At 40.3% G+C, this 26,965-nt stretch carries 23 protein-coding genes and 1 pseudogene; 17 read left to right on the forward strand and 7 right to left on the reverse strand.

Going from position 1 to position 26,965, the window contains the following annotated elements; genetic code table 11:
* Positions 1-9: 9 nt before the first annotated feature.
* From C9J48_RS09795 to C9J48_RS09815, 5 genes are all read right to left on the reverse strand, one after another.
* Positions 10-546 carry a hypothetical protein gene (locus C9J48_RS09795; RefSeq protein WP_006230007.1) on the reverse strand — a complete coding sequence of 179 codons (537 nt, stop codon included), beginning with the start codon at positions 544-546 and terminating at the stop codon, positions 10-12.
* 204 nt (positions 547-750) lie between these two features.
* Entirely contained in the window at positions 751-1,488 is a 738-nt protein-coding gene (locus C9J48_RS09800; protein ID WP_006230006.1) for a GMP synthase, read from the reverse strand.
* 64 nt (positions 1,489-1,552) lie between these two features.
* On the reverse strand, positions 1,553-2,710 hold the full coding sequence (locus tag C9J48_RS09805) for an iron-containing alcohol dehydrogenase (RefSeq protein ID WP_006230005.1): 1,158 nt from the start codon (positions 2,708-2,710) through the stop codon (positions 1,553-1,555).
* A 54-nt stretch (positions 2,711-2,764) separates the two neighbouring features.
* On the reverse strand, positions 2,765-4,174 hold the full coding sequence (locus tag C9J48_RS09810; protein ID WP_107281107.1) for an aldehyde dehydrogenase family protein: 1,410 nt from the start codon (positions 4,172-4,174) through the stop codon (positions 2,765-2,767).
* Positions 4,175-4,231: 57 nt separating this feature from the next.
* Positions 4,232-5,599, reverse strand: coding sequence for a glutamine synthetase family protein (locus tag C9J48_RS09815; protein WP_006230002.1), 1,368 nt, complete (start codon positions 5,597-5,599; stop codon positions 4,232-4,234).
* Between the two features lie 321 nt (positions 5,600-5,920).
* Between C9J48_RS09815 and C9J48_RS09820 the strand changes: the two genes are divergently transcribed.
* The gene (locus C9J48_RS09820) at positions 5,921-6,739 is read left to right on the forward strand and encodes a c-type cytochrome (protein WP_036802716.1); all 819 of its coding nucleotides are present in this window, start codon (positions 5,921-5,923) and stop codon (positions 6,737-6,739) included.
* A 187-nt stretch (positions 6,740-6,926) separates the two neighbouring features.
* Entirely contained in the window at positions 6,927-7,616 is a 690-nt protein-coding gene (locus C9J48_RS09825; RefSeq protein WP_006230000.1) for a DNA alkylation repair protein, read from the forward strand.
* A gap of 101 nt (positions 7,617-7,717) precedes the next feature.
* Here C9J48_RS09825 and C9J48_RS09830 read toward each other — a convergent pair whose 3' ends face one another.
* Positions 7,718-8,395: a MaoC family dehydratase gene (locus tag C9J48_RS09830; protein WP_006229999.1), complete on the reverse strand. Its 678-nt coding sequence runs from the start codon at positions 8,393-8,395 to the stop codon at positions 7,718-7,720.
* A gap of 845 nt (positions 8,396-9,240) precedes the next feature.
* On the opposite strand from C9J48_RS09830, the gene C9J48_RS09835 reads away from it, so the two are divergent.
* The 4 genes and pseudogenes from C9J48_RS09835 to C9J48_RS09850 all read left to right on the forward strand — a co-directional run bounded on the left by C9J48_RS09835 (position 9,241) and on the right by C9J48_RS09850 (position 12,685).
* Positions 9,241-10,350 carry a serine hydrolase domain-containing protein gene (locus C9J48_RS09835; protein WP_006229998.1) on the forward strand — a complete coding sequence of 370 codons (1,110 nt, stop codon included), beginning with the start codon at positions 9,241-9,243 and terminating at the stop codon, positions 10,348-10,350.
* A gap of 129 nt (positions 10,351-10,479) precedes the next feature.
* A pseudogene (locus tag C9J48_RS09840) lies at positions 10,480-10,689 on the forward strand (alternative ribosome-rescue factor A); the annotation flags it as partial.
* 81 nt (positions 10,690-10,770) lie between these two features.
* Positions 10,771-11,769, forward strand: coding sequence for a phosphotransferase (locus C9J48_RS09845; protein WP_006229996.1), 999 nt, complete (start codon positions 10,771-10,773; stop codon positions 11,767-11,769).
* Between the two features lie 70 nt (positions 11,770-11,839).
* A complete protein-coding gene (locus C9J48_RS09850; protein ID WP_006229995.1) occupies positions 11,840-12,685 on the forward strand; it encodes an MBL fold metallo-hydrolase in 846 nt (281 codons plus the stop codon).
* Between the two features lie 91 nt (positions 12,686-12,776).
* Here the strand turns inward: C9J48_RS09850 and C9J48_RS09855 are convergent, their stop codons facing one another.
* Positions 12,777-13,559 carry a phytanoyl-CoA dioxygenase family protein gene (locus C9J48_RS09855; RefSeq protein ID WP_006229994.1) on the reverse strand — a complete coding sequence of 261 codons (783 nt, stop codon included), beginning with the start codon at positions 13,557-13,559 and terminating at the stop codon, positions 12,777-12,779.
* A 556-nt stretch (positions 13,560-14,115) separates the two neighbouring features.
* On the opposite strand from C9J48_RS09855, the gene C9J48_RS09860 reads away from it, so the two are divergent.
* From C9J48_RS09860 to C9J48_RS09910, 11 genes are all read left to right on the forward strand, one after another.
* Positions 14,116-14,637: a hypothetical protein gene (locus C9J48_RS09860; protein WP_006229993.1), complete on the forward strand. Its 522-nt coding sequence runs from the start codon at positions 14,116-14,118 to the stop codon at positions 14,635-14,637.
* A gap of 2 nt (positions 14,638-14,639) precedes the next feature.
* Positions 14,640-14,954, forward strand: a complete 315-nt coding sequence (locus C9J48_RS09865) for a PTS fructose transporter subunit IIB (protein ID WP_006229992.1) — start codon at positions 14,640-14,642, stop codon at positions 14,952-14,954.
* Positions 14,955-14,977: 23 nt separating this feature from the next.
* On the forward strand, positions 14,978-16,072 hold the full coding sequence (locus C9J48_RS09870; RefSeq protein WP_006229991.1) for a PTS fructose transporter subunit IIC: 1,095 nt from the start codon (positions 14,978-14,980) through the stop codon (positions 16,070-16,072).
* A gap of 11 nt (positions 16,073-16,083) precedes the next feature.
* Complete coding sequence (locus C9J48_RS09875; protein ID WP_006229990.1) at positions 16,084-18,714, forward strand: glycoside hydrolase family 38 N-terminal domain-containing protein; 2,631 nt, start codon at positions 16,084-16,086, stop codon at positions 18,712-18,714.
* 91 nt (positions 18,715-18,805) lie between these two features.
* Positions 18,806-21,328, forward strand: coding sequence for a phosphoenolpyruvate--protein phosphotransferase (ptsP, locus tag C9J48_RS09880; RefSeq protein ID WP_006229989.1), 2,523 nt, complete (start codon positions 18,806-18,808; stop codon positions 21,326-21,328).
* Positions 21,329-21,360: 32 nt separating this feature from the next.
* Positions 21,361-21,540: a SemiSWEET transporter gene (locus C9J48_RS09885; RefSeq protein ID WP_081450085.1), complete on the forward strand. Its 180-nt coding sequence runs from the start codon at positions 21,361-21,363 to the stop codon at positions 21,538-21,540.
* A gap of 274 nt (positions 21,541-21,814) precedes the next feature.
* Complete coding sequence (locus C9J48_RS09890) at positions 21,815-22,324, forward strand: hypothetical protein (protein ID WP_006229988.1); 510 nt, start codon at positions 21,815-21,817, stop codon at positions 22,322-22,324.
* Between the two features lie 22 nt (positions 22,325-22,346).
* The gene (locus C9J48_RS09895; RefSeq protein ID WP_006229986.1) at positions 22,347-22,661 is read left to right on the forward strand and encodes a PTS fructose transporter subunit IIB; all 315 of its coding nucleotides are present in this window, start codon (positions 22,347-22,349) and stop codon (positions 22,659-22,661) included.
* The gene (locus C9J48_RS09900) at positions 22,654-23,775 is read left to right on the forward strand and encodes a PTS fructose transporter subunit IIC (protein WP_006229985.1); all 1,122 of its coding nucleotides are present in this window, start codon (positions 22,654-22,656) and stop codon (positions 23,773-23,775) included. The genes C9J48_RS09895 and C9J48_RS09900 overlap by 8 nt, the downstream gene beginning before the upstream one ends.
* Before the next feature lie 30 nt (positions 23,776-23,805).
* Positions 23,806-25,920, forward strand: coding sequence for a metallophosphoesterase (locus C9J48_RS09905; RefSeq protein ID WP_036802711.1), 2,115 nt, complete (start codon positions 23,806-23,808; stop codon positions 25,918-25,920).
* Positions 25,921-26,059: 139 nt separating this feature from the next.
* On the forward strand, positions 26,060-26,920 hold the full coding sequence (locus C9J48_RS09910) for an endonuclease/exonuclease/phosphatase family protein (RefSeq protein WP_006229983.1): 861 nt from the start codon (positions 26,060-26,062) through the stop codon (positions 26,918-26,920).
* Positions 26,921-26,965 lie beyond the last annotated feature (45 nt).

Below are 26,965 nucleotides of genomic sequence, written 5' to 3' on the forward strand. Positions count from 1 at the left end.
AAAAAACTATCAACGATTGCCTACAGGAACCATGATGTGAACATAAGGGGTGTCTTTCCACATAACATACGGACCGCCATTGTGTGGATCGGTTGATAAGGAATCTAAAAGTGCCTTATCGGGTGTAATGATCATTAAATGCGGACCTTCTTTAACCCAATCATTATCTGCTGTTGCTCCTTCGGCGTATGGGTCGGTATTACTGGCTCCTTCATCGCCAGCTAGCATGTACGATATACCGATGGTTTTTGCAGTAAAAGGCTTCTTATTCATCCACGCATCAGCCCATTCCATCCATGATTTATCCATACACATAGGGGCTTTACCTTGCAACTGAGCTGGGGTGGGAAAGCAGGTGTAGTTACTACTACCTTTTTGCAGTACGTTTTGCTCCCAATCCATCACTGTTACTTTATCTCTTAGTGACGATGGTGCAGCACTTAATGCATCTTCTAACATTGCCTGAGACTTATCATCTGCGACTGATGTTGAGATATAGCCAGTAAAAAGCAAGATTACGCTAAAGACATAAACGACAATTTTCATGACGCCATCCTCGATACTATTTAGCCATAGTAAAATTGTGGCTTTAAGTATAGTTCACTCCCGAATTGCTGAGCGCATTAAGCTATGTTGAGTCAATGTTGCCTACAGATGACTTGGGTATATAAGTGAGGTTTAAATCATTTTTGAAAATTCGATTTTTCAAAGGTAGTAATTACACCTATGCGTAAAGTTATAAGTAGAATGTTAATTAGGCACTCTGCTAATGCTTACTTTTATGAATTCCAGCATCCATTGCGTAACTTCCGCTTGATCAATGTATTGATCGAGTGAGGCTTTCGCAGCTTCAATAACGTAAGCTGGTATATCACCACGACGAGCTATCATTAAATCTCGTGAGTAATTACTGGTGAATTCAGGGTGCCCTTGTATGCCAAGAAAATGTTGTCCGACTTGGATCATTGCGTGTGGGCAAAAGTTGCTGCTTGCCAATATCTCTGCATCGTCAGGTAAATCTGTCACTTGATCTTGATGACTTACGGCAAGTGAAAATGTGTTTTTTTCTTCTACTGTTTGATCGGATTGCATCCATTGCTTGTTTGCGACTAAAGACCATGTTTTTAAACCGACGCCCCAGCCATTTTCAGATTTTACGACAGTGCCTCCTAAAGCGTGCGCAATCATTTGATGCCCAAAACAGACACCAACAAAGGGGATATTGTGTTGATAAAGGTCGCGAACAAATTGTGCTAGGTGGTGGATCCATGGAATATCATCATAAACACTGTATTTGCTGCCTGAACCAATATACGCATCGCATTCATTGAATGAGGCCGGGAGCTGGTTATCCATCACTCGATAAAATACTAACTCAAGTGCTGGATCTGCACCGAGTAATATATCGGAGAACATTTCAGGATAATTATTATGCCTGATTTGAAGTTCAGATCTTACGTCGTCACACAATAAAATACCTAGTTTCATCTAATCATATCCATACGGTCTACTGAATCAATATATCGTTAATAAAAGTGTATATGAACATCGCTTAAAGTGTACCTTTTACTGCATTTGAAAAAATAATTGAGTATTGCTCTGCGTTGAATTTAATAGGATTACCGTTTGCTGCGGCATCTGATACTGACATTTTACCAACCAATTCGCGTTGTAATGTATCTATGCCAATTACACTTAATGTGTGTGGAATACCAAGGTCGTTACGTAGTTGTAAAATCCATTCTAAAACACCATCAAAGTTAGCTTGTCGGAGTGCGATATAGCTACCTACTCGAGTCATTTTTAGTTCGATTTCTCGGCGGTTTGCGACCATTACATAAGGCATTAATATGGCGTTTAGTAAACCGTGGTGTTTGTTGTAAAGCGCTCCGAGCGTATGAGCGATGGCATGCATTCCCCCTAATCCTTTTTGGAATGAGGTAGCTCCCATGCTAGATGCGACTAGCATCTGAGTTCGAGCATCAATATCATGACCATTATGATAAGCAATAGGTAGGTACTCTTTAATTAGTCGTATTCCTTCCATTGCAATACCTTCAGCCATAGGGTGGTAAGATGGAGAACACAGTGCTTCAAGGTTATGAGAAAGTGCATCCATCCCTGTTGCTGCGGTAATTTCAGCGGGAAGTGTGAGGGTAACATTTGGGTCTAAAAGCACTTTTAATGGCAACATCTTTGGGTGAAATATTATCTTTTTAACCTGTTCTTCTTGATCGGTTATAACGGAGGCTCGACCCACTTCAGAACCTGTACCGGCAGTGGTTGGTATCGCTATTATTGGGGCAATTAATTCTGTAATGGCACGCTTCCAGTTATCACCTACATCTTCAAAATCCCACAAAGAATGAATTTGTTTAGCGACCAAGGCAATGACTTTAGCGGTATCGATACTAGAGCCGCCCCCAAAAGCAATAACGCCATCATGCCGCCCAGTATTAAATGCTTTAACACCATCCTCTACATTCCCGCCTGTTGGGTTGCTTTGTACTTTGCTGAACAAATGGATGGTTAACCCCGCGTTATGACAATCTTTTAAGATAGCTTGAACAACAGGTAAATGGGCTAATCCTGGGTCGGTTACCAATAACGGCGATTGAATACCTAACTCTTGGCATACCTGGGGAATTTCATTAACACAGCCAACGCCAACAGATATTGAAGTGGGGTAATTCCAGTTACCTTGTAACATAGCTATTCCTCTACATAATAACCTGCGGTGGAGTCAATAGGGTATTAGAAATACTTATATTAGGTGCTTTACATGGTACGACTTAGGGCGTGTTAACTGCTCAAATCCGATAGAAGATAGAGTACAGCCACGACCAGATTGCTTTATACCCGCCCATGCAAGTGCTGGATCTAGGTAATCACAACGATTAATGAAAAACGTCCCTGTTTCTAATTGATCCCCAAGATGGATACCTTTGTCTATATCTTGAGTGAAAATGCATGCGCTAAGACCAAAGTCACTGTCATTCATTAGCATGACAGCTTCTTGATCTGATTCAACCTTTTGTATACCAAGGGTGGGGCCGAAGGTTTCTTCAGTCATTATTCGCATTGTATGATTTACATTGGTAAGTAATTGAGGGGCAAGATAGGCGCTGCCAGCTTGGCTGTTGGTAAAATGGTGTTCATCAATATGTGGCTTCGCCCCTTGTTGAATTGCTTCTTGTATTTGCTCTCGTACAAAATCAGCGGCTTTTCCGTTAACAAGCGGGCCTAATGTGGTATTAAGGTTATCTGGTCGACCGAGTTGATATTGATTGATCAGTAACACGGTCTTTTCAATAAAAGCATCATAAATACTACTATGCACATAAACTCGCTCAATGCTGCAGCAAGATTGTCCTGAGTTAAAAAAAGCCCCGTCAATAATAGTATCAACAGCGTCTTGTAGGTTAGCATCAGAGCGCACATACGCAGGGTCTTTTCCACCAAGCTCTAACCCAACACTGATTAACTGCCCAGCTGCGAATTCTTCAATGGCTTTTCCACCCTTCACAGAACCAGTGAACGCGACATGATTGATACAACCTGATGAAATAACATGGTCTGTGTCTTGATGCGTTAAATGCAGATACTGAAACACACCTTCCGGTAAACCTGCTTCTGTGAAGGCTTGAAATAGGCGCTCAGCACATAATGGCGTTTGTACCGAGTGTTTAAGTACAACGCAATTGCCAGATAATAAAGCTGGGATGATAGAGTTGATAGCGGTTAGGTATGGGTAATTCCACGGTGCAATAACAAATACCGTGCCTAACGGAACCCGTTTTATATAACGCGTAAAGTGAGGCTTTTCTGATAGCTCAATCGTTGCCAATGCGTCATCACTGATCGCAATCATGTGCCGAGCACGCTCTTCTAACCCAGCAATTTCACCTTGGCTATATTGAATTGGGCGGCCCATCATCCACGTGATTTCTTCTGCGAGTTGATGCTTGTTACTGACTAGCCAATCTATGGCTTTGCTACACAAAATTTTACGATCAGCCAATGGCGTTGCTTGCCATTGTTTTTGAGCCTGTTTGGCTTTCTTCAATGATGCCGTAATGTGAGTGGGCGATGCAAATGGGCGAGTGATATATATATCGTTATTAATCGGCGATATAACGGTTACCTCTGCATTGACTGAATTTGTATCTGACATGTATTCTCCTTTATCTAGGCCGATTAGTGGTTAACAGTCTGATTATCTAGAACTAGATTAGATGATTTCAAAATAACGATTTAATTCCCAGTCAGTGACATGTTTCCTAAATTCACGCTCTTCCCATTCTCGAGATGCTGCAAAGTGTTCAACAAATTCATTGCCAAACATTTCACGTGCAGCGTTTGATGCTTTAAAACGTTGAGCTGCTTCCCATAATGTATGAGGTAACTGTAATTCCTGCGGGTGTTGCTGATCGTAAGCATTGCCTACAACTTGGTCGAAAGGTTCCCATTGCTGAGCGATGCCATACAACCCTGATGCGAGTGCTGCTGCTAAAGCAAGGTAGGGATTAGCATCTGCGGCACCAATTCGATATTCCACCCGTTGTGATTTTTCTGAACCTTTAATTAAGCGCAATGCCGTTGTACGGTTTTCTACGCCCCAAGTTGCCTCTGTAGGGGCCCAAAATCCAGGTATCATGCGTGAATAGCTATTAATGGTTGGCGCAATCATACACAAAATTTCTGGCATTAAACGTTGCTGTCCAGCAAGAAAGTGGCGCTGAATATCACTCATATTGAGATCGTTATTGGCTTCAAAAAAAGCAGAAGAACCGTCTTTGTTCTGCAACGAAATATGAATATGCCCGCTCTGGCCAGGGTAATCGTTACTCCATTTCGCCATGAAGGTGGCGAGTAGGTCATTTTTTTGGGCTAATACTTTCATATAGGTTTTAAATAATGCAGCTTTATCTGCGGCATTGATGGCGTGATCAACAGTGATCGCTGCTTCTATTACTCCAGGGCCTGTTTCGGAATGAATACTTTCTATGGGGAAGTCCATCTTTTCACCCATGGCAAGAATATTTTTGTAGAGCCTGGAGTAAGTCGAATTACGAATCATTGAATAACCAAACCAATCAGGTGTAATGGTTTCAAGGTTACTGAAGCCTTTTTCTCTTGCTGAATGTGGGGTCTCGTTGAAAAGAAAGAATTCATATTCAAAAGCTGCCTGTACATTGAATCCCATTTTATCGGCTAGCTGTAATACCCGGCGTAGTGTTGCTCGTGGACACACTTTTTCAGCGTCTTCTGTAAATTCAGCAATGAATAACAGCATGCTATCTTCATCAAGTACATCACGACAGCTTTCTGGAATGATTCTAACGGGGGCATCAGGGTAACCCGTGTGCCAACCCGTATATTGCGCATTATCGTAAAGCTGATCTTTAACATCCCAGCCTAGAACAACATCACAAAAAGCAAAGCCATGTTCTAAAGAAGAAAAGAATTTAGACTTAGACATGTATTTACCACGCATGACGCCATCGTTATCGAATAAGCCGACTTTTACGTGGGTGATTTCACGTTCTGTTATTATTTTTTTTGCATCATCGATCGTTTTAACATCTCTGGCATTCATATTTATTCCCTAAATTAGCCATGGTGTTTTCTATTGTTTATACATTTCCCTATATTCACCCTAGAAAGTAGAAGCTGAACCGTCAATTAAATCGGTCTAAATACTGTTTTTTCAGGATGTTGTAATGTTTGGATTTAAGGTGAATATTATGGTTAATAAATTGGTGGTATTGTGATCTGTAGATGTTACCTATCTTGTGGCGATAATGTATTGTCATTTGTGTGGTAAGAAGTAAATTAATAATTAGAAAGTTAAAGGTAATATCTAAGCGGGTATTTTTGTAAATATTTGGGTAATGCCTCAATAATTAAAGGAAGAGTGATGATTAGGACAATCATAAAATCTATTTCAGTATCAGCTGTGTGTGTGGTGTCATTAGGTGCTTATGCTGAACAAGCAACGTTGATGTTTTCTGAATCGGATCAAAATGAACAAACATTTTCATTAAGTGTGTTGAAAGACAAACTACCAACGTATCAAATTACAATTTATGACCCCCATTATGAGGCAGAGAAAGCCTATGATGCGTTTTTGCTTAATGATGTCATGGTATTGGCATACGGGAAAGACTGGAAAAATAAACCCTATACGGATGTTAAATTTACAGCGTTAGATGGCTATCAAGCGGTTTCAACGTTTGACAAAATATCTACCGCTGGTGGTTATATTGTTTATAAAGCAGATGCTGGTTGGCAGCCGATAGGGCACCATAAAGCGAACCCTAGCCCTTTTTATATGGTGTGGAAAGGAGAGAAGCAAACACCTGAACAAGCTTTCCCGTGGCCTTACCAATTGGCTAGCGTTAATATGCTGCAATTTAAAGATCAATACCCATTAGTGTATCCAGAAGGTGTTGAGTCAGCCTCAAGTGTGTATCAAGGTTTTGAAGTATTTAAAGACCGATGCATTAAATGTCATTCGATGGATCAGCAAGGGGGAAAGCTAGGGCCTGATTTAAATGCACCAATGAGTATTGTGTCTTATCGTTCGAAAGATATGCTACGTAAATTTATTCAACAGCCTTCTCAATTTCGCTATACCCAAATGCCAGATCATCTTGATTTGTCGACAGAACAAATTGATTCCATTCTTGATTATTTAAGTTATCAAGGAAAGATCAGTAATATAAGCAAAAAATAGTCAGTTTTAGAATGAAAGTGTTGTTATTTAAAAGACAATAACCAGAATGAACAATAAGTTGCATCATGTATTGTTAAAGTGATGTAACTTGTGTTCAAATGCTGTCCAATATAATAAAGGCTCTTAGCTATACGTTAAATACGAGCCAATATAAGCAATAAATCAGCTTTAGAAGGAAGTCATCGTCATGTCATTGATGATCCCCATGGTTATTTATATGCAACAGAATTTGGTAGAAGTATCAAATGCTGATGACGCTATTTCCATGCAAGAATATATGAAAACGGAACAGCCGTTTTATGGCGTAAAAGCCCCAGAGCGTAAAGCTGTATTCAAAAAAGCACGTGAACATACTGATGTTGCTGATTTTGTTCAGTATCGTCGATTGGTATTATGGTTATGGTCTGGTGTTTATCGTGAGGAATTGTATTTAGCGATGGACGTCGCAGAGTACTACAAGGCTTTTCGTACACCAGATGCATTCAGTATTTATGAAGAAATGTTAGAAACAGCAGATAACTGGGATACCGTTGATAAGCTCTCATCAAATTTGATTGGTGACTTAATTAAAGATTACCGTGAGTTTGAAGCAAAGCTTATTGAGTGGCGTCAATCTGATAATATGTGGCTACGTCGTGCATCATTGCTTGCACACTTAAAGCATAAAAATGACACGAATGTCCCATTGCTTGAAGAAACGATTTTATTGCTTGCGCACGAAAAAGAGTTCTTTATTCGCAAAGCAATAGGATGGGTGTTGCGGGAATATTCTAAAACAAACCCTGATTTCGTTATTGAGTTTGTTGCTAAGTACAATCAACAACTGTCCACGTTAAGCAAAAAAGAAGCGTTAAAAGTCATTAATAAAGAAGATTAAAAGCGTTGTATTGTGTGCTTATATTTTTATTCCTAAACTAAAAAAGCCATCTGTAGATGGCTTTTTTACTTGGAATATCTAAAATCTTTTAGTCGTTCATATTAGAAATACAAACGAATAACAGATTCTGCTACACAGCCCGGTCGACGACAGCCTTCGATCTCTACTGATATTTCTTGAACAATTTCCAGCCCACGTTTGATAGGTGTTACAGACTGAATCTTTGTACGTGCGCGTACGCGATTGCCTTCTTTAACAGGGTATGGGAAACGAACTTGGTTTAGGCCGTAATTAACGGTCATTTTAGCCGAAGGAAATTTAGTGTTTTCAGGGTTAACACTGTCTGTTAACACCGATAGCAAAGATAACGTTAAAAAACCATGCGCAATGGTTGTTTTAAAAGGTGACTCATTTGCCGCACGCTCTTGGTCAGTGTGAATCCATTGATGATCTTCTGTTACTGCTGCAAAGCTATTAATTCGAGATTGATCAACAACCAGCCAATCACCGACGTGAATTTCTTCCCCTAATGTAGCTGTCAGTTCTGCTTGGATTTTTTCTGCTTCTGGGTGTAATTGAACCGGTGCTGGTTGAGCAATTGATTCTCCAGTGGATGCGATTTTTTGTTCTTTAACCCAAGTAGCAAGCTGACTATTGTTAGCTTTGCTTAAAAACTCGATCCAGTAATCGCGAATAGAGGGTGATAGCCAGTCTTTAAATTCAAATGGATGCTGCGCTAGCGTAACTCGCTTTTGCTTGAGAAAATCGACTACTTTCATGGATCTGACCTTTTTAAATAATGTCTCACTAAATAGTGAGGGCGCGTATTGTAACGATATTCGCCCTTAATAAAAATATTTTTGTGCTTTACGTCTCAATTTTCAACTCATCGGATGAGTTAAATTCCTTTGGAATCATAAAGATAAAAATTTTAAAAATAGCATTAAAAATCTATATTTATCATTTGTATCGTAACAAATTGGCATGTGTTCTAACTGATACCGTTAAAAACCCAGTCGATAACAATATTATCAAGAGTGTATGGTGATAATACACATCATTTTCCTATAACGTGGAACAACACGTAAATCTTACAGTATAAAATAATGGTGGTTCTTAACTGACCATACACGAAGCCACCTTGAGCTTCATTAACTGTAGAGGACGTCGGATCTCTTTTGAAATCGCTAGACACGGAAGTTGGCTTCCAGCGGTGTTCCCTTTGGGCGAGTTTAAAATACTTTTATACTTCGTTAATAAATTTCAGTTTAGAGCCACTAGATCCTTAATTTATCTCCTTGCCTAAAAATATTTGAACTCTCGCTGTTCAGATAATTAATGGATTTGGTATTAACCTCAAACCACTGAGTCAATATTGAGATTCGTTAAACAATTATAGGATGGACACTCACCCTCGAAACAGATTTCGCGTTTTCCAACTAAAATAAAGACGTTGCTTTTATTGTCAAAGGTGAATCCAGTGCCCAGTTTTGCTACGCAATATTGCAAAGGGCTGCGATTACAATTTAGTCGCTGTATATCTTTTTACATAAGCTTTGTTTGTACGAGAGTTGTTTTTACGTGCCTAACTTTCACACATAAAACGTTTACTGTAAGAAGGGGGTTGGCGCTTTTTGCGCTAATAACTGTGACGAATAGCTATGCGTTGCCTGGTGATAAGCTTGTTTACACGCTGCATGATTCGGTGACTAAAGCGGTTAAAAAAGAGATTCCCGGCGCTGCAATTGCGATCATCATCGATGGACAAATTCGCTTACTTCGAGGTTACGGTGTAAAGAAGGTTGGCGGAAAAAATCGAGTCACCTCTGGTACTGTATTTCCTCTCGCGTCCATTTCGAAAACATTCGCTTCAGCGGTTACTTCGGTGTTGGTCGATAAAGGGATGATTGATTGGGATACCTACGTTGTGCCTTATCTTGAAACTGTTGAATTTAGCGATCCATCGCAGGGGAGTATTATTACCTTGCGTCATATTTTGTCTCATACTACAGGGTTGGTACCTCAAGCTTATTCTGATCTGTTAGAGCAAAATGTCAGTTATGCTAAAATCAGGAGAAGGATTCCTCAAATTGATTTTGTATGCTCCCCCGGTGATTGTTATGGTTATCAAAATGTAGTGTATAATCTCAGTGCAGAAATGCTGGAACTTGCATCTGGGCATGATTACGATGTATTAGTTAAAGAGCACTTACTGATTCCGTTGAAAATGCAGTATGCTTCTGTTGGTTTTGATGCATTTAAAGCCAGCAAAAATCGTGTTGAACCCCACGTTAAAGTAAAATCTGGTTGGGCTGCCGTTAAGCCAGAACCTTATTATTATCGTGTGCCTGCTGCTGCGGGATTAAATGCCAGTGCTCAAGATCTTGCAAAGTGGATGCTGGCACATTTAGGGCATAACCCATCGGTATTACGGCCTTCATCATTAACAATTATGCATAAAGCGCACATTCGGGCGAACCAATCACGGTATAGAGCAAAGCTGAGTAATGTCTATTACGGATTAGGCTGGCGAACATTCGATTACCAAGGTATTACGGGCTTTGTTCATCATGGTGGCTGGGTTAAAGGAATACGAACTGAAATGCTTTTTAACCCTTTAACGCAAACAGGTATGGTTTTTTTAACAAATTGCGAAACAAAATTTGCGCGAGAGATTGTGCTCGATTTTCTTCTATTATATAAAAAGTATATCTATAACAGTGAAAAGCTTTAAAGATGATACGTTCAGTACAGTTTAATAAAAGTCACGTATTGTTGCACAATAAGGTATATTACTCGGGTTCTTTAAGACAATCAGATGATACACAACGATGAGGAACGGCAAATGCCTAAAAAACGTAAATTGAAGCAATGTAAACAAAAAGAGAGTGTTGATTTTCCACGGTTAGAGCCAAATAGCACAGATACTGAGTTTGGTAGAGGAACCATTAGAGATAATGCGCTAAAAGCAGTTGTGACCAGTAAGTTGTTTACAACACGAGTGGTAAAAGCAAAAAAAGGAAAAGGAAGCTTTCAAAGAAAGGATAAATATAAAGGGCAAGAGCCCTATTCAATAGCCGCTTAATGTAGCAGATATTGAATAGGGCTTTTTTTATACCATTGAAAAGGAACCTAATATTAAAGCAGGCAATGAATGACAATCCCCATTAACATTCTACAGACTATCGCGAGTGCAGTAGGGGCTGAGCGTGTTACCAGTACTCAGTTAATTCAGCATTTGTGGGGCGGTTATGGCGAACTTTTACGCGTTGAACTTGCAGGCTGCTCTCAATATGAATCGGTCATTGTTAAATACATAAAACTACCTCAACCTGAACATCACCCAAGAGGGTGGAACACAGTCACCTCTCATCAACGCAAGTTAGATTCTTATCAAGTTGAAGTCAGTTGGTATCAACATTTTGCCAATCATTGTAAGAGTGAATGTGCGGTACCCAAGTGTTTATTCGTGAAAGAACAAGATGGAGAAATCTTACTCATCTTAGAAGATTTGAAAACACTAGGCTTTAGTGAAGTACATAAAGACATAAACCAAGAACAAATCGAAGCTTGTTTATACTGGTTAGCACATTTTCATGCTCAGCACCTTGGTGCAGACCCAATAGGGCTTTGGAAGTCCGGCACGTATTGGCATCTAGATACGCGGCCAGATGAAATTGCAGCATTGTTGGATTTCCCCTTAAAAAATGCAGCACCGCTTATCGACGAAACGTTGAAGAAAACCCCGTATCAAACGTTGGTGCATGGTGATGCAAAACTCGCGAACTTTTGTTTTACACCGAAAGGGGATCACGTTGCTGGCGTTGATTTTCAATACGTAGGCAAAGGTTGTGGGATGAAAGATGTTGTACTGTTTTTTAGTAGCTGTATACCGTTCGATGAATGTGAGAAACGAATACCAAGCTTACTTGACTATTATTTCAAACAACTTGAACACGCTTTAGTTAAGCATCAGCCTCAAATAGACCCTAATGATGTAGTGCAAGTATGGAAACCACTTTACTGTATCGCTTGGGCTGATTTTCAACGTTTTGTTAAAGGTTGGAGCCCTGATCACTGGAAGATTAATCCATATACTGAAAGCCTGACTAAAAAAGCATTGTTACAGTTAGGTGTACCCGATAGGGCGTGAATTGATACTTTGCCCTTTGTTTTCAAAAAAGGAGCGGGGTTACATTGTGCTGAATATAATTTAGGTGACTATGAAACTTACAGCGTTAGTTGATAACACACGGTTAGATAATAGAACAGACCTTGCGGTTGAACGAGGCTTGTCTCTTCATGTTAATACAATGGGTAGACAGGTATTATTTGATGCAGGAAGCAGTAAAGCTTTTTGCGATAATGCAGCGTTGTTAAATGTTAAAATCCAAGATGTAGATGCTGCCGTTATTTCACATCGACACCATGATCATTGTAATGGTGTTAGTCATTTCCTCGATCGTAACTCTAAGGCTCCGGTATATTTTCGTGAGTGCGAAGAAACAGACTATTGTTTCAAGGCGTTTGGCTTTAAAACTAATGTAGGTATTGATAAGAGCTTATTAGATAACGCTACGGAACGATTTAATTTCGTTAATAAGACAACAGAAATATTCCCCAATATTTTCATTATTACAAAATTAAGCCGCAAGTATGAACAGCCGAAAGGTAATCAGTATCTTTTCACTAACTCTGGCTTGGGTTGTAAACCAGATACATTTGACCATGAGCTACTTATGGTCATTAAGGAAAATGATGGCCTTATCGTATTCACGGGGTGTGCCCATAGTGGTGTGCTTAATATGGTTGATACTGCGGTTGAGCTTTTCCCTAGTACCAAAATTAAGGCTGTTGTAGGTGGCTTTCACTTAGTCGGATTACCACTATTTAACAGTATTGGCGGTAGTAAGAAAGAGATTGAGGTTCTCGGACAAACATTATTAAGTTACCCTATAGATAAGTTATATACTGGCCATTGCACTGGCATGAAGGCATATGGAATACTCAAAGGTGTACTTGGTGATCGTCTTGAATATTTACCAACAGGGCGTAGCGTCGTTATTTAGTGGTTAACCTTGGATAAGCTGCTTCAGCTATACGATTCAGTGAAAAAGGAAAGGATAATGTCTAACCTGCACAGTTAGACACGTTGAAAGATTACCCCTGCGACTTTAACTGGATTGTATTTTTGTACAATCTAGGGTCGTCAATTTTATCAAACATTGAACTATCTGGTAAACAATCATCGTCAACGTAGTCAATGTAATCAGCTGATGAATCAAAAACTAAGATATCTAACGCCAGCCTATCTAATCCGTACAAACCACGGTGAATCATATCTGCCGAAAAAACTAACACGTCACCCGCGGCTAACCCAATTGACTTACCTGTTGAGAGATTCTCACTGCTCACTCTGCCATTTTCTTCTTGTCTGACATCAAACTCTTCATCATTATCCCAGCGCTTATGTGTGCCTGGAACTAACTCCATACCTAGTTCATCAAATAAAGGTACACGAAGATGTAATACTTGCGTCTCCTTTATGACTCTTTTTTGCGAATCAAGATCATGATCATATTGACAGTCTCGATGCCAAAAATCTTTTTGTTGAGGGTTAACAGGGTTAAAAAATAATTGCGTATTCATAAATGCAGGATTAACCGAGATCACTGAATCAACAAGTGCCATTATTTTCTTGGAGCTAATAAAATTAAACAGCTTTACACGATCGTCAAACGCTAAATATTGACTTCCGGTGATCAACGAAGAGTTAAAAGCTTCATCTTGATAAAAATCCGTGTTGTCATCTTTCCAACGCTCATGAAATTTTAAGACAACGTCTCTAAGTGACGAGATTTCAGACGCCGTAAAATAATCCCTTATGACAAAGAAACCTTGTTCTTCATAGTTGCTATTCAATTGATTTCTATTTTCTAACATTAACTACCAATAGCTCCAATTTATCATGAGAATTCGCATCAAAAAAACTTACTAACGTGCGGTAAAATTCTAACAGGAGTGGTCTACCTACACCTCTAAATGGTGAAGCTTCAACCTGCCATTAAAAAATAGGCATTATACCCAAGTTATCTCAAGATGCTCGCTGAGATCACTCTGAATCCTGCATATTGAGGTAGCTTGGGTATATACTTTCATCGCTTGCTTCGTCGTTAGCAATAAAGTGCATCATTAAGGTATTCATCTAGGTGATGCTCGCTAGAGCTTAGCAACTATTACCGTATTCGAAATAACCTTCAAGATTGAGTTCTGGTTGACGCCGCTTATTCTTATATAAAGAAGCTAGTTATGTTATTGCTCTTAGTGCTAATAGAATGCTGAACGTTATTTTAATTTTTTAATAAGTTAGATTATAAAAATCATTTTCTTATGTCAGATAGTTAAATGCCACTAGGTTAATGGGGTGTTAAATGTGAATTGCTTCACATACATGTCTTTATTTTTTGTTTATTATAAATGTACTTCATAGGGGTTTTAAATGAAAATGAATTCAAACGAATTAAATATAAAAGTGTTTTTCCAGGGCGTATTAAACGTTCTGGTCAACGCTGTTTATTCGTGCGTATGTATTCATAGCCATGAAGACCTAATCACGAATACTGAAGAAGAATTAGATGAATTAGCTTCAAATTACAATCAGATTTATATCAATCTTGGTGAGTTAATTGGCAAGAAAATACATCACTGGTATGGTGAGAACGTTCTGCGCTGGAGTCGTAATTTCTTATCTTATCAAGCAAATGTGAGAACGTTGCTTTCTGTACTATCACTGACTTATCTACATTTCGTAGAGCAAGTTTCAGCGAGTTCTATGGTGCTCTTCTATCGTTATGCGCCGGGAAATAGCGTGATGTTAGGAAATTTACCTACTAATTCGTTTAGTCACATTCTTAATGTAAAATCATTTAGTATCAATCATTTGAACAGCAGTCATCTTAAGGTGGCTGCTGTTTTTTTTGTTTCTAATAAATCAACAGTCAGTAGATTGTTAACGAGGTAAATATGTTTATTGTTTGTGTCGCTGCTTGTCCAACAGGGATTGCCCACACTTATATGGCAGCAGAAGCGTTGGAAGTGCTTGGTAAAGAGCATAACTGGGAAGTGAAAGTCGAGACTCAAGGTAGTACCGGAATCGACAATGAAATCACATTAGAAGATATCGAACGAGCTGATGGCGCGATAATCGCGGCTGAAATTGCCATCGATGGAATGGAGAGATTTGAAAAATTAAAAACTTTGGAATGTTCTGTAGCAGATCCAATTAAACAATCAGCAGCAGTATATGAAACCATGATACATATAATAAATAACAAATAATAAAAACAACAAGGATGAATACCATGACCCTACTATTAAAAACAAAAAAAACAGAAGTTGATAGATTAAGAGAAGCTTTGATGACAGGAGTGTCATATATGATTCCTGTTATTGTTGCTGGTGGCATGCTATTAGCATTTGGTTCATTATTTGAAACGCTTACTGGTGTTGATTTAAAAGAAAGTGATTCCTTTCTAGCACAAATAATTAATGATTTGAAAATATTTGGTTTATATGGGTTAACACTTTTATTTCCAGTTATTGCTGCTTTTGTTGGTTTTGGTTTAGCTGGAAAACCAGCAATTGCACCTGGGTTAATGGCAGGGATGTTAGCTCGCGATATGCAGATGGGATTTCTCGGTGCATTACTTGGTGGTTTGATGGTTGGTTATTTAGTTCGCTGGATGCTAGCGAATATCAAATTACCTAAAGATTTTCGTAGTTTGTTGCCAATGGTAATAATTCCACTATTAGGCACTGCAATAGTTCTTTTTGTTATGAAATATATTGTGGGTTATCCGCTCATTGCACTCAATACAGGCTTGGAAAGCTGGTTGGTGGATATGTCTGGTGGCAACAAAATATTGATGGCGGCAGTACTTGGCGCCATGGTTGGCTTTGACTTGGGGGGGCCGATTAACAAAGCGGCGATTACTGTGAGTCTTGGCTTATTTGCCCAAGGGATTTATGAGCCTGTAACGGCTTCGCATATCGCGATTATGGTTGCTCCGTTTGGTATTGGTGTTTCGACAATTGTGGCGAAAAAATACTATACCAAAGAGCTGCAAGATAATGGGCGTGCGGCAATGATGATGTCTTGTGTCGGAATCAGTGAAGGGGCTATTCCATTCATTCTTGCCAATCCTGCATTAATTGTAATTAACACTATTGGCAGTGCCATTGCAGCTTCGATGGTTATTATGTTTGATTCGATTGTTCAGGCTCCTGCTGCGGGAATTTTGGCTCTTGTTTTATCTTCAAACTTCTTCTTATACCTGCTTTCAATTGCATCCGGTGTGACTTTCGTCGCGCTAGGGACATCGGTGCTCATGAAGCGCCAGTATATGAAAAATCAGGTAATGGAAGAGACCCAAAGTAAATACACAGAATCACTATAGAGGGCCTAGCAATGTCATTGAATAAAAAGGCATATATTGTGCCACATACTCACTGGGATCGTGAGTGGTACTTTAGTACTGAAGAGTCTCAGGTATTGTTGGTATTTACCATGCAACAGATTCTAGAACAGCTTGAACAAGATGAAGGAATGCCTTGCTTTGTGCTGGATGGGCAGTCGGTAATGCTTGAAGATTATCTAAGCGTAGTACCAGAAGACACAGCCCGTGTTACTGAATTGGTTAAGTGCGGAAAATTGCTGGTGGGTCCTTGGTATACACAAACTGATCAGTGTGTTGTTCATGGTGAATCTCAGCTACGTAACTTATTTTGGGGTTGTAGAGATGCAAAGCGCTTCGGTGCAGTGATGAAAGTGGGCTATGTACCAGACTCGTTTGGTCAGAGCGAGCAGCTTCCACAACTCCTGCAGCATTTTGATATTGATAAATGTGTATTTTGGCGAGGAATCTGGGAAGGAATCACTGAAAATACTGAATTCATCTGGCGAGCTCCGAATGGCAGCAAAGTAACAACTGCAGTATTGGAGTTTGGTTACAGCGCATTTCAGGGCATGAAACCTATAGGTTGCCATTTAGATGGGATTGACCAGAAAATGACTGAGCGTTTTTGGCCGGGAGAACGTGAAAACTTCTTGTTTATGGGCGGGCATGATCAGAAACCATGGCAGAGTGAAACGGTAGCTGAAATTCACAATGCCAATGTTGAACGACAATATAGTTATCAACTGTGTAGTTTTGAAGATTATTTTTCTGTGACTACTGAAAAACCGTTGGCTATTGTAGAAAGTGAAATGCTTTATGGTAAATATAGTCGGATCCATCGTGGAATTTATTCTACTCGTTACGATATTAAAAAGCTGAATAGCAATGTTGAAAACTTGATAGTTAATCAGTTGGAGCCATTGCTAACGGTCGCGAATAGCTTAGGGATGAAATACCCTTACGGTCTGATGGAGAAGAATTGGAAGCAGCTTATGCAAAGTCATGCCCATGATTCGATTGGTGGATGTAATACGGACTCTGTTAATCGACAAGTGCTGGCACGAATACAAGCTGTTCGAGAAAATGCTGAACGCTTAAAAGATATTACTCTTAAGCAGCTGGCTGATGCGTCTACGAAAGGTCTTGAGGGGGAATTTGTGCTTGCCTTTAATCCTCTACCTTACCAGCGTGATGCGATGGTCGAGCTAGAGCTTGTGCTGCCAACTCGACAGTTCGTGCTGCATGATGGTGATGATCTGGTAGACGTTCACTCTATTGATTGTCAGCTGGTTGATATTAATGCGATTGTCCAAGATCCAACCACTCTGGGTGATGAACGCTTTAAATCGTGGTATCGACACCGCATTATTGCTTCTTTGCATGCGTTGCCAGCATGTGGTTATCGTAGCCTGATGGTCGAACGTTTGGCTGATAAAGAGGCCGATATCGATGGGAATGCTGAATCCGCTAGAGATCAAAATCAGTTACAGATGATTCAAAACGAGTACCTGTCTGTCAATGTTGATACCACTGGCAAAGTTTCTCTTACTAATACGGTGTCGGGTGAGCACTGGGAAGACTTACTAACACTGGTTGATGGCGGGGATGATGGCGACAACTATGATTTCTCTGAACCATACAAAGACTATCAAGTTATTTTACAGGCTAACCCTAATAATATCAAGGTGTCACAGGGGGCATTACGTTCCACAATTTGTATCAGCTATCAAGTTAAGTTGCCTAACAACCTACAGGATAGGGCTGATAAGCTGTGCACGACAGAGCAAACTGCGGTGCTGGAATTGTCTCTTGAAAAAGGCAGTGATCAAATCGAGATCCATATTCATCTAGACAATCAGGTTGATGACCATCGATTGCAATTACACGTTAATGGTAATTTTCTTGGCCAAGAAACCATCGCTGATCAGCCTATTGGTCTTATCCGCCGCGGTAATGATGAGCAGGCTCTATCAGTGTGGCAAGAGCAGGAATGGACATCTTGCCCAGTAGCAATTTACCCAATGCAAAGTGTGGTGGCAGGTGAGACTGAACAGGGTGGTATCGCTATCTTAACCGATGGGATCCGTGAATATCAGCAGTATCATGAATCTATTGCTATCACTCTGTTCCGAGCCGTTGGTTATGTTGGTAAACCAGAGTTGAAATACCGTCCGGGTCGTTTATCTGGTTTGCCTGATGCAAGCCCAGATTCACAGCTTAAGCAGCCATTATCATTCCGTTTGGCTTTGTACCCATTTAAGGGGAAAGCGGTGGAAGCAGGTTTGTGTTATCGGGCTAAACATTGGCTCACAACGCCGCTAACTTTACATAATGGCGTAGTGCAGCGGTTCATGATTGCTCCACCTTTGTTTGAGGCTCCTGAATGTTTCAGCTTAATGTTTTTTGATCATCCTGAATTAGCGGTAAGTGCTATCAAGGCCACTGAGGATGAGAGTGGTGCAGTTATTTTTAGATTACTAAATAGCGGGATGCAGCCAACTGAACTGGGTGATCTTCCTTCCGGTTGGCAAGTGGAGATTGCCAATGGTATGGAACAGCCAATCGGTAAGGCAACCAGCTCTACCATGGTTCCTTCTCAAGGGTTGATTGCCCTGAGAATGTGCAAAACACTAAGTAAGTAATTTACCCCTGTTAGCGCCAAGTCTTCACCATCAGATTGATGGTGAGCGGCTTTGTTCGTCACTATGTAAACGGAAATATTTAGGTACTGCTATGACAAGACAATTTGAATTTAAAAATGAATTAGCAAATGGTATTCATGCTAGGCCAGCAGCTGAAATAGAGAGCCGTACAAAGGCGTTCCAGTGTCACATTTCCTTGGTTAATAGAACTAAAGGGACAACCGCTAATGCTAAAAGCGTGTTGTCGTTGATTGGTATTGATGCAGTGTTGGATGATGTTTGTCAGTTCATTTTTGACGGTAAGGATGAGTTAGCTGCTTTTGAACATATTCATCATTTTATTACTCAGGAATTTTCGTACTGTGACGAACCTATTGAACTTAATGACAGCTTGTCACTTCCCGTTTCATTAAAATTGTCAAATCCGTGTTATGTACGCGGTAGTATCGCGTCAAAAGGGATTGGGCAGGGTAAGCCCATTATTTGCAGTCAGGTCAACTTGCATCAACTTGCCGATAAGACTGAACAGCAGTTGAGCGAAACAGTTACAGAGCATTTACTAGTCGGTCTGGAAAAACTACAACAACAGTTGTTTTCAGCTATTGCAGCTGTAGATTCGAAAGCAAAAGAAGAGCTCGCTATTTTGCAGGCTCACTTGCAGATTGCTGACGATACCGTTTTTAGTGAAACCTTGTTAAAACATGCTAAGCAAACCAACACTCTTAAAGCTATTGCTGTTGCAGCTGATGAGCTTAAAGCTCCTTTACTTAATAGCCAAAGTAGTTATATGAAAGAGCGGGCATTAGATATTGAAGACCTGTGTACTCAGCTCGCCTGTTTGGTCGTTGGTGAGTTGCTGAAAAAGCCAGTGGTGCTAACTTCCAATAGTATAGTGATTGCTGAGAACCTAACACCGAGTGAATTACTGGGTTTCGATAAGTCTTTACTAAAAGGGATCGTTCTAGCTCATGCGGGGAAAACTTCCCATACGGTAATCTTGGCTCGTTCATTTGGTATTCCTGTATTGACGGGGATAGAAAATTTACAGTCGTTCATTTATGGCTCTGAATGGGTTGTTCTGGATGCACAATATGGCTGCTTGATCCGCGAACCAGATCATCGTGTTACAGAGTTTTATAAGTTGGAAGCGCGTAAGTGTGTAGCCAAGAATGATTTATTGGCTCCTTTTATGACGACTAAAGGAACAACTAAAGACGGTCAGTCAATGGCCTTGTACGCCAATATCGCCGTTGGATTGGAAGCAGAAATGGCTTTTAGTCGAGGCGCCGAGGGGATCGGCCTATTCCGTACAGAAATGTTGTTTATGGATCACCCTCAAGCACCCACAGAGCAGGAACAATTTGAAATTTACAGTGAAGTGGTAAAGGCTGCTAATGGGAAGCAAGTCATTATAAGAACACTCGATATTGGCGGGGATAAGCCATTAGCATACCTCGAATTACCACAAGAAGAGAATCCGTTCTTAGGCTATCGTGCAGTGCGTATGTATCCGCAGTATCAGACTATGATTGAAAGTCAGTTGCGTGCATTACTACGGGCTAGCGCATTGGGGGATATCGATATCATGATTCCGATGGTCTCTTGTGTTGAAGAGGTAAAGTGGATTTATCAGCTATGCCACCAATGTGCCGAACAGTTAACGATGGAAGGCCAGTCAATTGGTAAGTGGCGGCTTGGGATCATGGTTGAAGTGCCATCTGCTCTGTATTTTCTGGAAAAAACCTCTAGTTGGATCGACTTTGTTTCCATCGGTAGTAACGACCTGACTCAATACTTTATGGCATGTGATCGGGGGAATACAAAAATCAAATCGCTTTATGACAGTTTGAACCCTGAATTTATTGCTTTTCTTCGGGATATTGCGGTAACGGCTAAACGCTCCGGACTTGAATTAGGCATTTGCGGTGAAATGGCCAGTGACAGACGTGCTCTGCCATTACTGATGGCAATGGGGTTTGATGAAATCAGCGTATCTTCTCCGAATATTGCAATGTTACGGTCGCAACTTCATATTATTGACAGTGAAGCCTGCCAATGCTTATTAGTTGAGGTGGTGAGTAAAGAAACTGCTGATGAGGTAAGAGAGTGTATTGACGCTTTCTGGCAACAACAAAGCCAGCCGGAAATCTTGGATGAACGGCTAGTCATACATTGCGAAGCTAAAGATAAAATGAGTGTGATTAAAATGTTGACTGATAATTTGGAAGTTCAAGGCCGGGTGATTCGCGGTGATGCGGCAGAGCAAGCCATTTGGGATCGTGAAGAAATTTTTGCTACATCACTAGGATTTGGTGTCGCCATACCACATTGTAAGTCCGAACATGTAACGCACAATAGTATCTCTATTGCTCATTTATCAGAGCCAATCGTATGGAACGACGTTGAGAATGAGTGTGTATCGACGGTGATCATGTTAACAATATCCAGTCATGATAAAGGTGGCACTCATATGAGTATTTTTTCGAAATTGGCACGAAAGTTAATGCATCGCGATTTTAGACAACAGCTGATGCAAACCGACATGGAGGAAACAGAAAAAACTGAACAAACGATGGAACTGTTAAGAGGTTGTTTGTTTAAAGAAATGGCATGAAAAGTTTAATAGTCGTGATTTAGAAGAATCTTTTGCCGCAAGTAATCCATACAATAAAGACAAAAGACACCACGGGTATTTCATTGGCAATGTATATGATGTTTGTATTTGGGGTGTTTTGTTGGTTGGTATGCGGAGTTATGTCGAAAGATATTCCATTGATTATAGGTAATGGAGTAACTTTGTTTTTAGCAACTATTGTATTGTTTTAAAATTGAGAGGTTCAAATTTAAAAATAACTAGGTCGTCGGTGTAATTAATCTAAATTAACAAAATGATGGTCTAAAACTAATTTTGGTTTAATTAATAAGGTAGTTATTAAAGTAGTGGTTAATGCGTGGTATTTATAATGTGACTAACTAATAAATAGAAGTTTATCTGTTTGTTGGTTTTATTAAATCAAAAGTGTGACTATTGTTGGGTAATATGTGAGAAATGTTTGTTACTATTATTTTAATAAGTTGATCGGCGGTGGTGGGTATATTAATGAGTATGTCATTTTATGTATTGAAAACACTCAAAAAGCATTTGGCTAGTTTTCTAGCTGTGTGCCAATACCTGCTTTCAGAAGTTATGGCATTTTTATTTATACCTCCTCAACTTGATTGTAATATTGACTGTAAAGAGAATAACTTAGATGAGGTAAGCGCCCTGTGGGAGTCGTTGTGGACTAGTGTTGGCCATCAATTATCTTCTCGATATCATAATCATCCGTTTGAAAAAAAGAAAGTTGATCTTGTTACTTCTTCAAAGGAAATGGTCGTTAAACTTTGTGCTGTAAGGCGCTCCTTATTGGCTCACGCCTGTATTCATGCGGCTTCAAGTCAGATGTTGACTTGTTATCGCAATGCAGGTGAACCTGCTTATAATAGTGTTATACCTTGTTCTGTTAACTGTTACCCTGTCACTTTTTTAATCGAATCATTATTATTAAATGCAAAAGCACAGCCAGTAATATTACGGCTGTGCTTTTTCTATGTCTTGTTGAAAAAATAAAAAATAATATAAGGAAATAACTATGTTTTTTGTTTGTGTTGCTGCGTGCCCGACGGGCGTTGCTCATACTTATATGGCTGCCGAGTCACTATCAATAGTTGGTGAGTCATTAGGCCATGAGGTTAAGGTGGAAACTCAGGGTAGTATGGGGGCCGAAAATGTAATAACTGAAGAGGATATGAAACGTGCGGATGGTATTATTATTGCTTCGGAAGTGGCAGTTAATGATAAAGGGAGGTTTGTTGGGTTACCGATATTAGAATGTGCAGTATCGGATCCAATTAAACATGGTGAGGCTGTTTTTGAAGCTTTATGTGAGGCGATTAATAATGGTTAAGTTTAATGTTAATAAAAATAGAAATTCAACGGGTGTTGATATAAAACAAGCAATAATGACAGGTGTATCTTATATGCTGCCTTTTATTATTGCCGGTGCCGTAATTATGGGGATATCCCGTATTGGCGCTTCATTTTATGGCATCGATAATATCTGGGATGGCAGTCATGCTGAAGCGGGCAATGCGCTGATCAGAATGTTCCATGCCTTTGATGGATTCGGCGGAATGGCGCTTAGCTTAATGCTGCCTGTGGTGGCGGGTTATATCGCATACTCGTTAGCCGATAAGCCGGGTATTGGTCCAGGTATGATTGCGGGTTTGTTGGCAAAAGATCTGGGTACCGGCTTCTTGGGTGCATTAGCCGCAGGTTTTGTGGCTGGCTATATTGTCCGCTACCTTGCAAAAAACATTAAGCTACCGCAATCACTGGCTTCTGCAGGACCCATTTTTATTATCCCAGTTGGCGGTACATTATTGGCATGTATCATCATGATGTATGTGATTGGTGACCCTCTTGCCGCAATGAACCGTAGTCTAGAAGCTTGGTTGCTTAGTATGTCAGGTACCAACAAAGTCATTTTGGCTGCCATTATAGGCGGTATGGTGGGGTTTGACCTAGGTGGTCCAATTAACAAGGCGGCGGTGACTACGGCAATGGCGATGCTGGCCTCCGGAATTTATGACCCGAATACAGCAGCACAGGTTGCCATTATTATCCCGCCTATCGGCATTGGTGTTGCTACTTTGATCTGGAAGTCCCGCTTTCCTGAGTCATTACAAGAAGCTGGTAAGGCGTCCACTCTTATGGGGCTTATAGGTGTCTCAGAAGGTGCGATTCCTTTTGCTTTAGCAAACCCCAAAATAATTATTATAAATGTGATTGGCTCAGCTGTGGGCTCGGCGATGGCTGTTGGTTTTGGTGCGGTAAACCGTGCTCCAATCTCTGGGTTTTATGGCTGGCTGGCGGTGGAAAACTGGTTGACCTATGTTGTGGCAATTGCTGTGGGCTCGGCCATTGTTACCTTAGGTTCATTGTTAGTATTTAAAGGTGAAATGCCGACAAAAATAACAAAAAAGTCGGACAAGCCAAGTTTTAATATCACCAAAGCTTAACTCTTACTCATTCAATAATGTGGACTAAAAATGAAAAATATAACGAAACTGAGTATGGCTGTCATGATCGCCTGCGGGGTCTGTACCTCTGCCGTCGCGAAAGAAATGAAAGTAGCATTTATGCCAGATATCCACTTCCATGATGTGTACGGCTCGTTTGAAGACGGTTCATATCAAGGGCCTAAAAACAGCAAAAGCGGTAAGAATGCAACCATTCGCAGTATGTATGCGCAATTGACATCGACTCGGTTGTTTAATGAAAATTACTTTGCGTTAATCGCGGCTCTTGATGATGCTGTTGCGCGTGGTGTTAAGTACGTTGCTTTGCCTGGTGATTTCAGTGATGACGGTCAGCCTGTCAATGTACGCGGACTTCAGAAAATACTGGAGCGTTACAATAAAGAACACGGTATTGAGTTCTTTGCCGCTCCGGGTAACCATGATCCGGTTAGACCTTTTGGGCGACCTGGTGGTAAATCTGACTTCTTAGGCGAGAACGGAAAAACACAGCGGATCTTTAGCAAAGGGGCAAAAGAGTGTCTGGAGTATGACGGTGTTTCTGCCGTGATTGATGCTGGGTATGAACTACCGACGGTATGTAGTGAAGAGATCCGAGAGTTGGGTTATGAAGGCCTGATGTTATCATTAGCTGATTATGGTTTTTCCCCACAAAAGTCCAATGTATATTGGGAAACGCCGTACTCAGACTACAACCAGAAAAGTTACAGTTTTGCGAAAGCAAGTAAAACGGCTGATTACCAGAAGCGCCAGTATGAAATTTGCAATCAGGGTACGGGGGGAGAATATAAAAAAGAGGGCTACACCTCATGCATGAACGTGCCAGACACCAGCTATTTGGTGGAGCCAACCCCCGGCCTATGGTTGCTTGCTATTGATGCCAACGTATATGTACCAAAAGCCAATGCTGATACTAGCAACCCTGAAGTGGGCGATAATTATTCAGGTTCTGGCAATGCAGGCTATAACAAAATGCTGACCCATAAACAGCAAGTTATTGACTGGATGCGTGATGTCGTCAAGCGAGCAGAAGATCAAGATAAGATCCTTGTTACTTTTAGTCACTTCCCGATGACCGAGTTTTATAATGGCGCCGCAGAAACCATTGCAGACATCTTCGGACAAGGTAGCTTCCAACTGAAACGCTTGCCGAGAGAAGATGTCAGCAAGGCTTTAGCACAAACCGGCATCAAGCTTCATGTTGGTGGCCACATGCACTTTAACGATACTGAGGTTAAGCACTACGAGGATAATACTTTCTTGTTTAATGTTCAGGCACCGTCAATGGCGGCTTATGTACCTGCTTATAAACTCCTAACTTTTAAAGGTAAGCAGCAGGTTGAAGTGGAAACCGTGATTTTGGATGACGTTCCGCGCTTTAACGAATTGTTTGAACACTATGCAAAGGAGTGGGATCACCTTAAGGAGATTGACGCCGATGAAATGTGGAATAAAGAAGTGCTCAGTGCCAAAAATTATTATGAGTTTACTAACTGGCACATAACTGAGCTTACTCGAATGCGCTTCCTTCCTGAAGATTGGCCTTGTGGCTTAAAACAGATGTTGTTTGCTTTGGATGGTAAGAGCATGCTGATCTTGAGCCAGCTGGATAGCTCAATTAGCAATGAGCAAATTGCAACACTGACCAAAGGCCAACAGGTCATTGAAATCTGCCAGAAAAATGAGGTCGAAACCTACTTCACACCGGAAAAAATCAATGATCCTGAGTTTACAAAAGCTTGGCAGCAAGCAAGCCTTAAGGCATCTGAACTGGCAAAACTGTCGAACTTGAATCTTGACGACTTTGCGCGCTGGAACGGCTTTGATTTTGCGGTTGATTTCTACCGCTTGAGAAATGCCGATGAGCTTGCTTTTAAAGATATCGAGAAGCAGCGCATTCCTCAATACAGCCTATTAGCACAAACACTGTCCAAAGATTTGCGTCCAAAGCCAATTGATGCTTCCAGCGCTTTTGGCGAGGTCTTTAAGCAACGTTTTGGTAGCCTGTTTGGTATTTTGACCAAGTTTGCCAATGGTAATGCTAGCCGTCATTTTATGATCGATCTTGAAAAGGGCGAGTTGACCGATCTGGCACCAGAGCTGAAGCGTTTAGATTCTATCAACTAAGCTGCCAGAACTCACTGATTGACCTATAAGCCCGCTAAGTTACTTTTGTCCGTATTTTCGGTTCACCAGCTCAGGCGGGCACAGCATTATGTTTTGAGTATTTATATTTAAAATCCAATTTAAATAAGGAAATCAACTAATGAAAAAGATAACCATATTTTTGCTAGCTGCGCTGGCACTACCTGCAATTGCCGATGACTTTAATGTAATGTCATTTAATATAAGAAATAGTAAGGATAGTGTTGATGGCAGTGTATATGATGGAAATAACACTTGGGAAAATCGTAAGGAAATAGTGTCATCAATATTCAGCGAACAAAATATTGATATTGCTGGTTTACAGGAAGCTTTTAATGATCAAATTATTTATTTAGCTAGAAATTTATCTAACTATGGTTGGGTTGGGGTTGGGCGAGATGATGGAAAAACAAAAGGCGAGGCTGTCCCAATTTTTTATAGGGCTGATAAGTATGTAAAACTTGGTGGTGGTACATTTTGGCTTTCTGAAACCCCAGAGGTTGTCGCTAGTGTTGGTTGGGATGCAGATCTAACTCGTATTACAAGTTGGGTAAGACTTGAAGATAAAGAGTCAAGTAAACGTGTACTTGTATTTAATGCTCATTTTGATCATATTGGTAAAGTCGCACGGCAGCAGAGTGCTAAATTATTAAGTAAGAAAGCCAAAGAAATTATTGGTGATGATAATGATGCAGTTATTGTTTTAGGTGACTTAAACTTTGAAAGAAGTGACGTCGCTTCATATGAAGCATTGACCAGTTTATTTAATGATGCGAGATCTACAACTATAAAGCCATTTGAAGGTATTGACGGTAAGGAATATACATATCATGGTTATTTTAAAGAGCCTACCGAAGACATTGATTATATTTTTGTGAATGATAAGCTGCGCGTTAATACCTTTAAATATGTCAATGTCATTAAAGATGGGATTTATTCCTCCGATCATCTATCTGTTATTTCAAATGTCGAGCCTAAATAGTATTGATGATATTTAAGCATTCAACATTAACCCCGTAACTAAACA

Source organism: Photobacterium profundum, from assembly GCF_003026285.1.
GTDB classification, from domain to species: Bacteria; Pseudomonadota; Gammaproteobacteria; order Enterobacterales; family Vibrionaceae; genus Photobacterium; species Photobacterium profundum.

Bases quoted from the DNA above. Each gene is read 5' to 3' on its own strand.
- C9J48_RS09795 (WP_006230007.1), bottom strand. From the start codon at position 546: ATGAAAATTGTCGTTTATGTCTTTAGCGTAATCTTGCTTTTTACTGGC.
- C9J48_RS09800 (WP_006230006.1), bottom strand. From the start codon at position 1,488: ATGAAACTAGGTATTTTATTGTGTGACGACGTAAGATCTGAACTTCAA.
- C9J48_RS09805 (WP_006230005.1), bottom strand. From the start codon at position 2,710: ATGTTACAAGGTAACTGGAATTACCCCACTTCAATATCTGTTGGCGTT.
- C9J48_RS09810 (WP_107281107.1), bottom strand. From the start codon at position 4,174: ATGTCAGATACAAATTCAGTCAATGCAGAGGTAACCGTTATATCGCCG.
- C9J48_RS09815 (WP_006230002.1), bottom strand. From the start codon at position 5,599: ATGAATGCCAGAGATGTTAAAACGATCGATGATGCAAAAAAAATAATA.
- C9J48_RS09820 (WP_036802716.1), top strand. From the start codon at position 5,921: ATGATTAGGACAATCATAAAATCTATTTCAGTATCAGCTGTGTGTGTG.
- C9J48_RS09825 (WP_006230000.1), top strand. From the start codon at position 6,927: ATGTCATTGATGATCCCCATGGTTATTTATATGCAACAGAATTTGGTA.
- C9J48_RS09830 (WP_006229999.1), bottom strand. From the start codon at position 8,395: ATGAAAGTAGTCGATTTTCTCAAGCAAAAGCGAGTTACGCTAGCGCAG.
- C9J48_RS09845 (WP_006229996.1), top strand. From the start codon at position 10,771: ATGACAATCCCCATTAACATTCTACAGACTATCGCGAGTGCAGTAGGG.
- C9J48_RS09850 (WP_006229995.1), top strand. From the start codon at position 11,840: ATGAAACTTACAGCGTTAGTTGATAACACACGGTTAGATAATAGAACA.
- C9J48_RS09855 (WP_006229994.1), bottom strand. From the start codon at position 13,559: ATGTTAGAAAATAGAAATCAATTGAATAGCAACTATGAAGAACAAGGT.
- C9J48_RS09860 (WP_006229993.1), top strand. From the start codon at position 14,116: ATGAAAATGAATTCAAACGAATTAAATATAAAAGTGTTTTTCCAGGGC.
- C9J48_RS09865 (WP_006229992.1), top strand. From the start codon at position 14,640: ATGTTTATTGTTTGTGTCGCTGCTTGTCCAACAGGGATTGCCCACACT.
- C9J48_RS09870 (WP_006229991.1), top strand. From the start codon at position 14,978: ATGACCCTACTATTAAAAACAAAAAAAACAGAAGTTGATAGATTAAGA.
- C9J48_RS09875 (WP_006229990.1), top strand. From the start codon at position 16,084: ATGTCATTGAATAAAAAGGCATATATTGTGCCACATACTCACTGGGAT.
- ptsP (WP_006229989.1), top strand. From the start codon at position 18,806: ATGACAAGACAATTTGAATTTAAAAATGAATTAGCAAATGGTATTCAT.
- C9J48_RS09890 (WP_006229988.1), top strand. From the start codon at position 21,815: ATGAGTATGTCATTTTATGTATTGAAAACACTCAAAAAGCATTTGGCT.
- C9J48_RS09895 (WP_006229986.1), top strand. From the start codon at position 22,347: ATGTTTTTTGTTTGTGTTGCTGCGTGCCCGACGGGCGTTGCTCATACT.
- C9J48_RS09900 (WP_006229985.1), top strand. From the start codon at position 22,654: ATGGTTAAGTTTAATGTTAATAAAAATAGAAATTCAACGGGTGTTGAT.
- C9J48_RS09905 (WP_036802711.1), top strand. From the start codon at position 23,806: ATGAAAAATATAACGAAACTGAGTATGGCTGTCATGATCGCCTGCGGG.
- C9J48_RS09910 (WP_006229983.1), top strand. From the start codon at position 26,060: ATGAAAAAGATAACCATATTTTTGCTAGCTGCGCTGGCACTACCTGCA.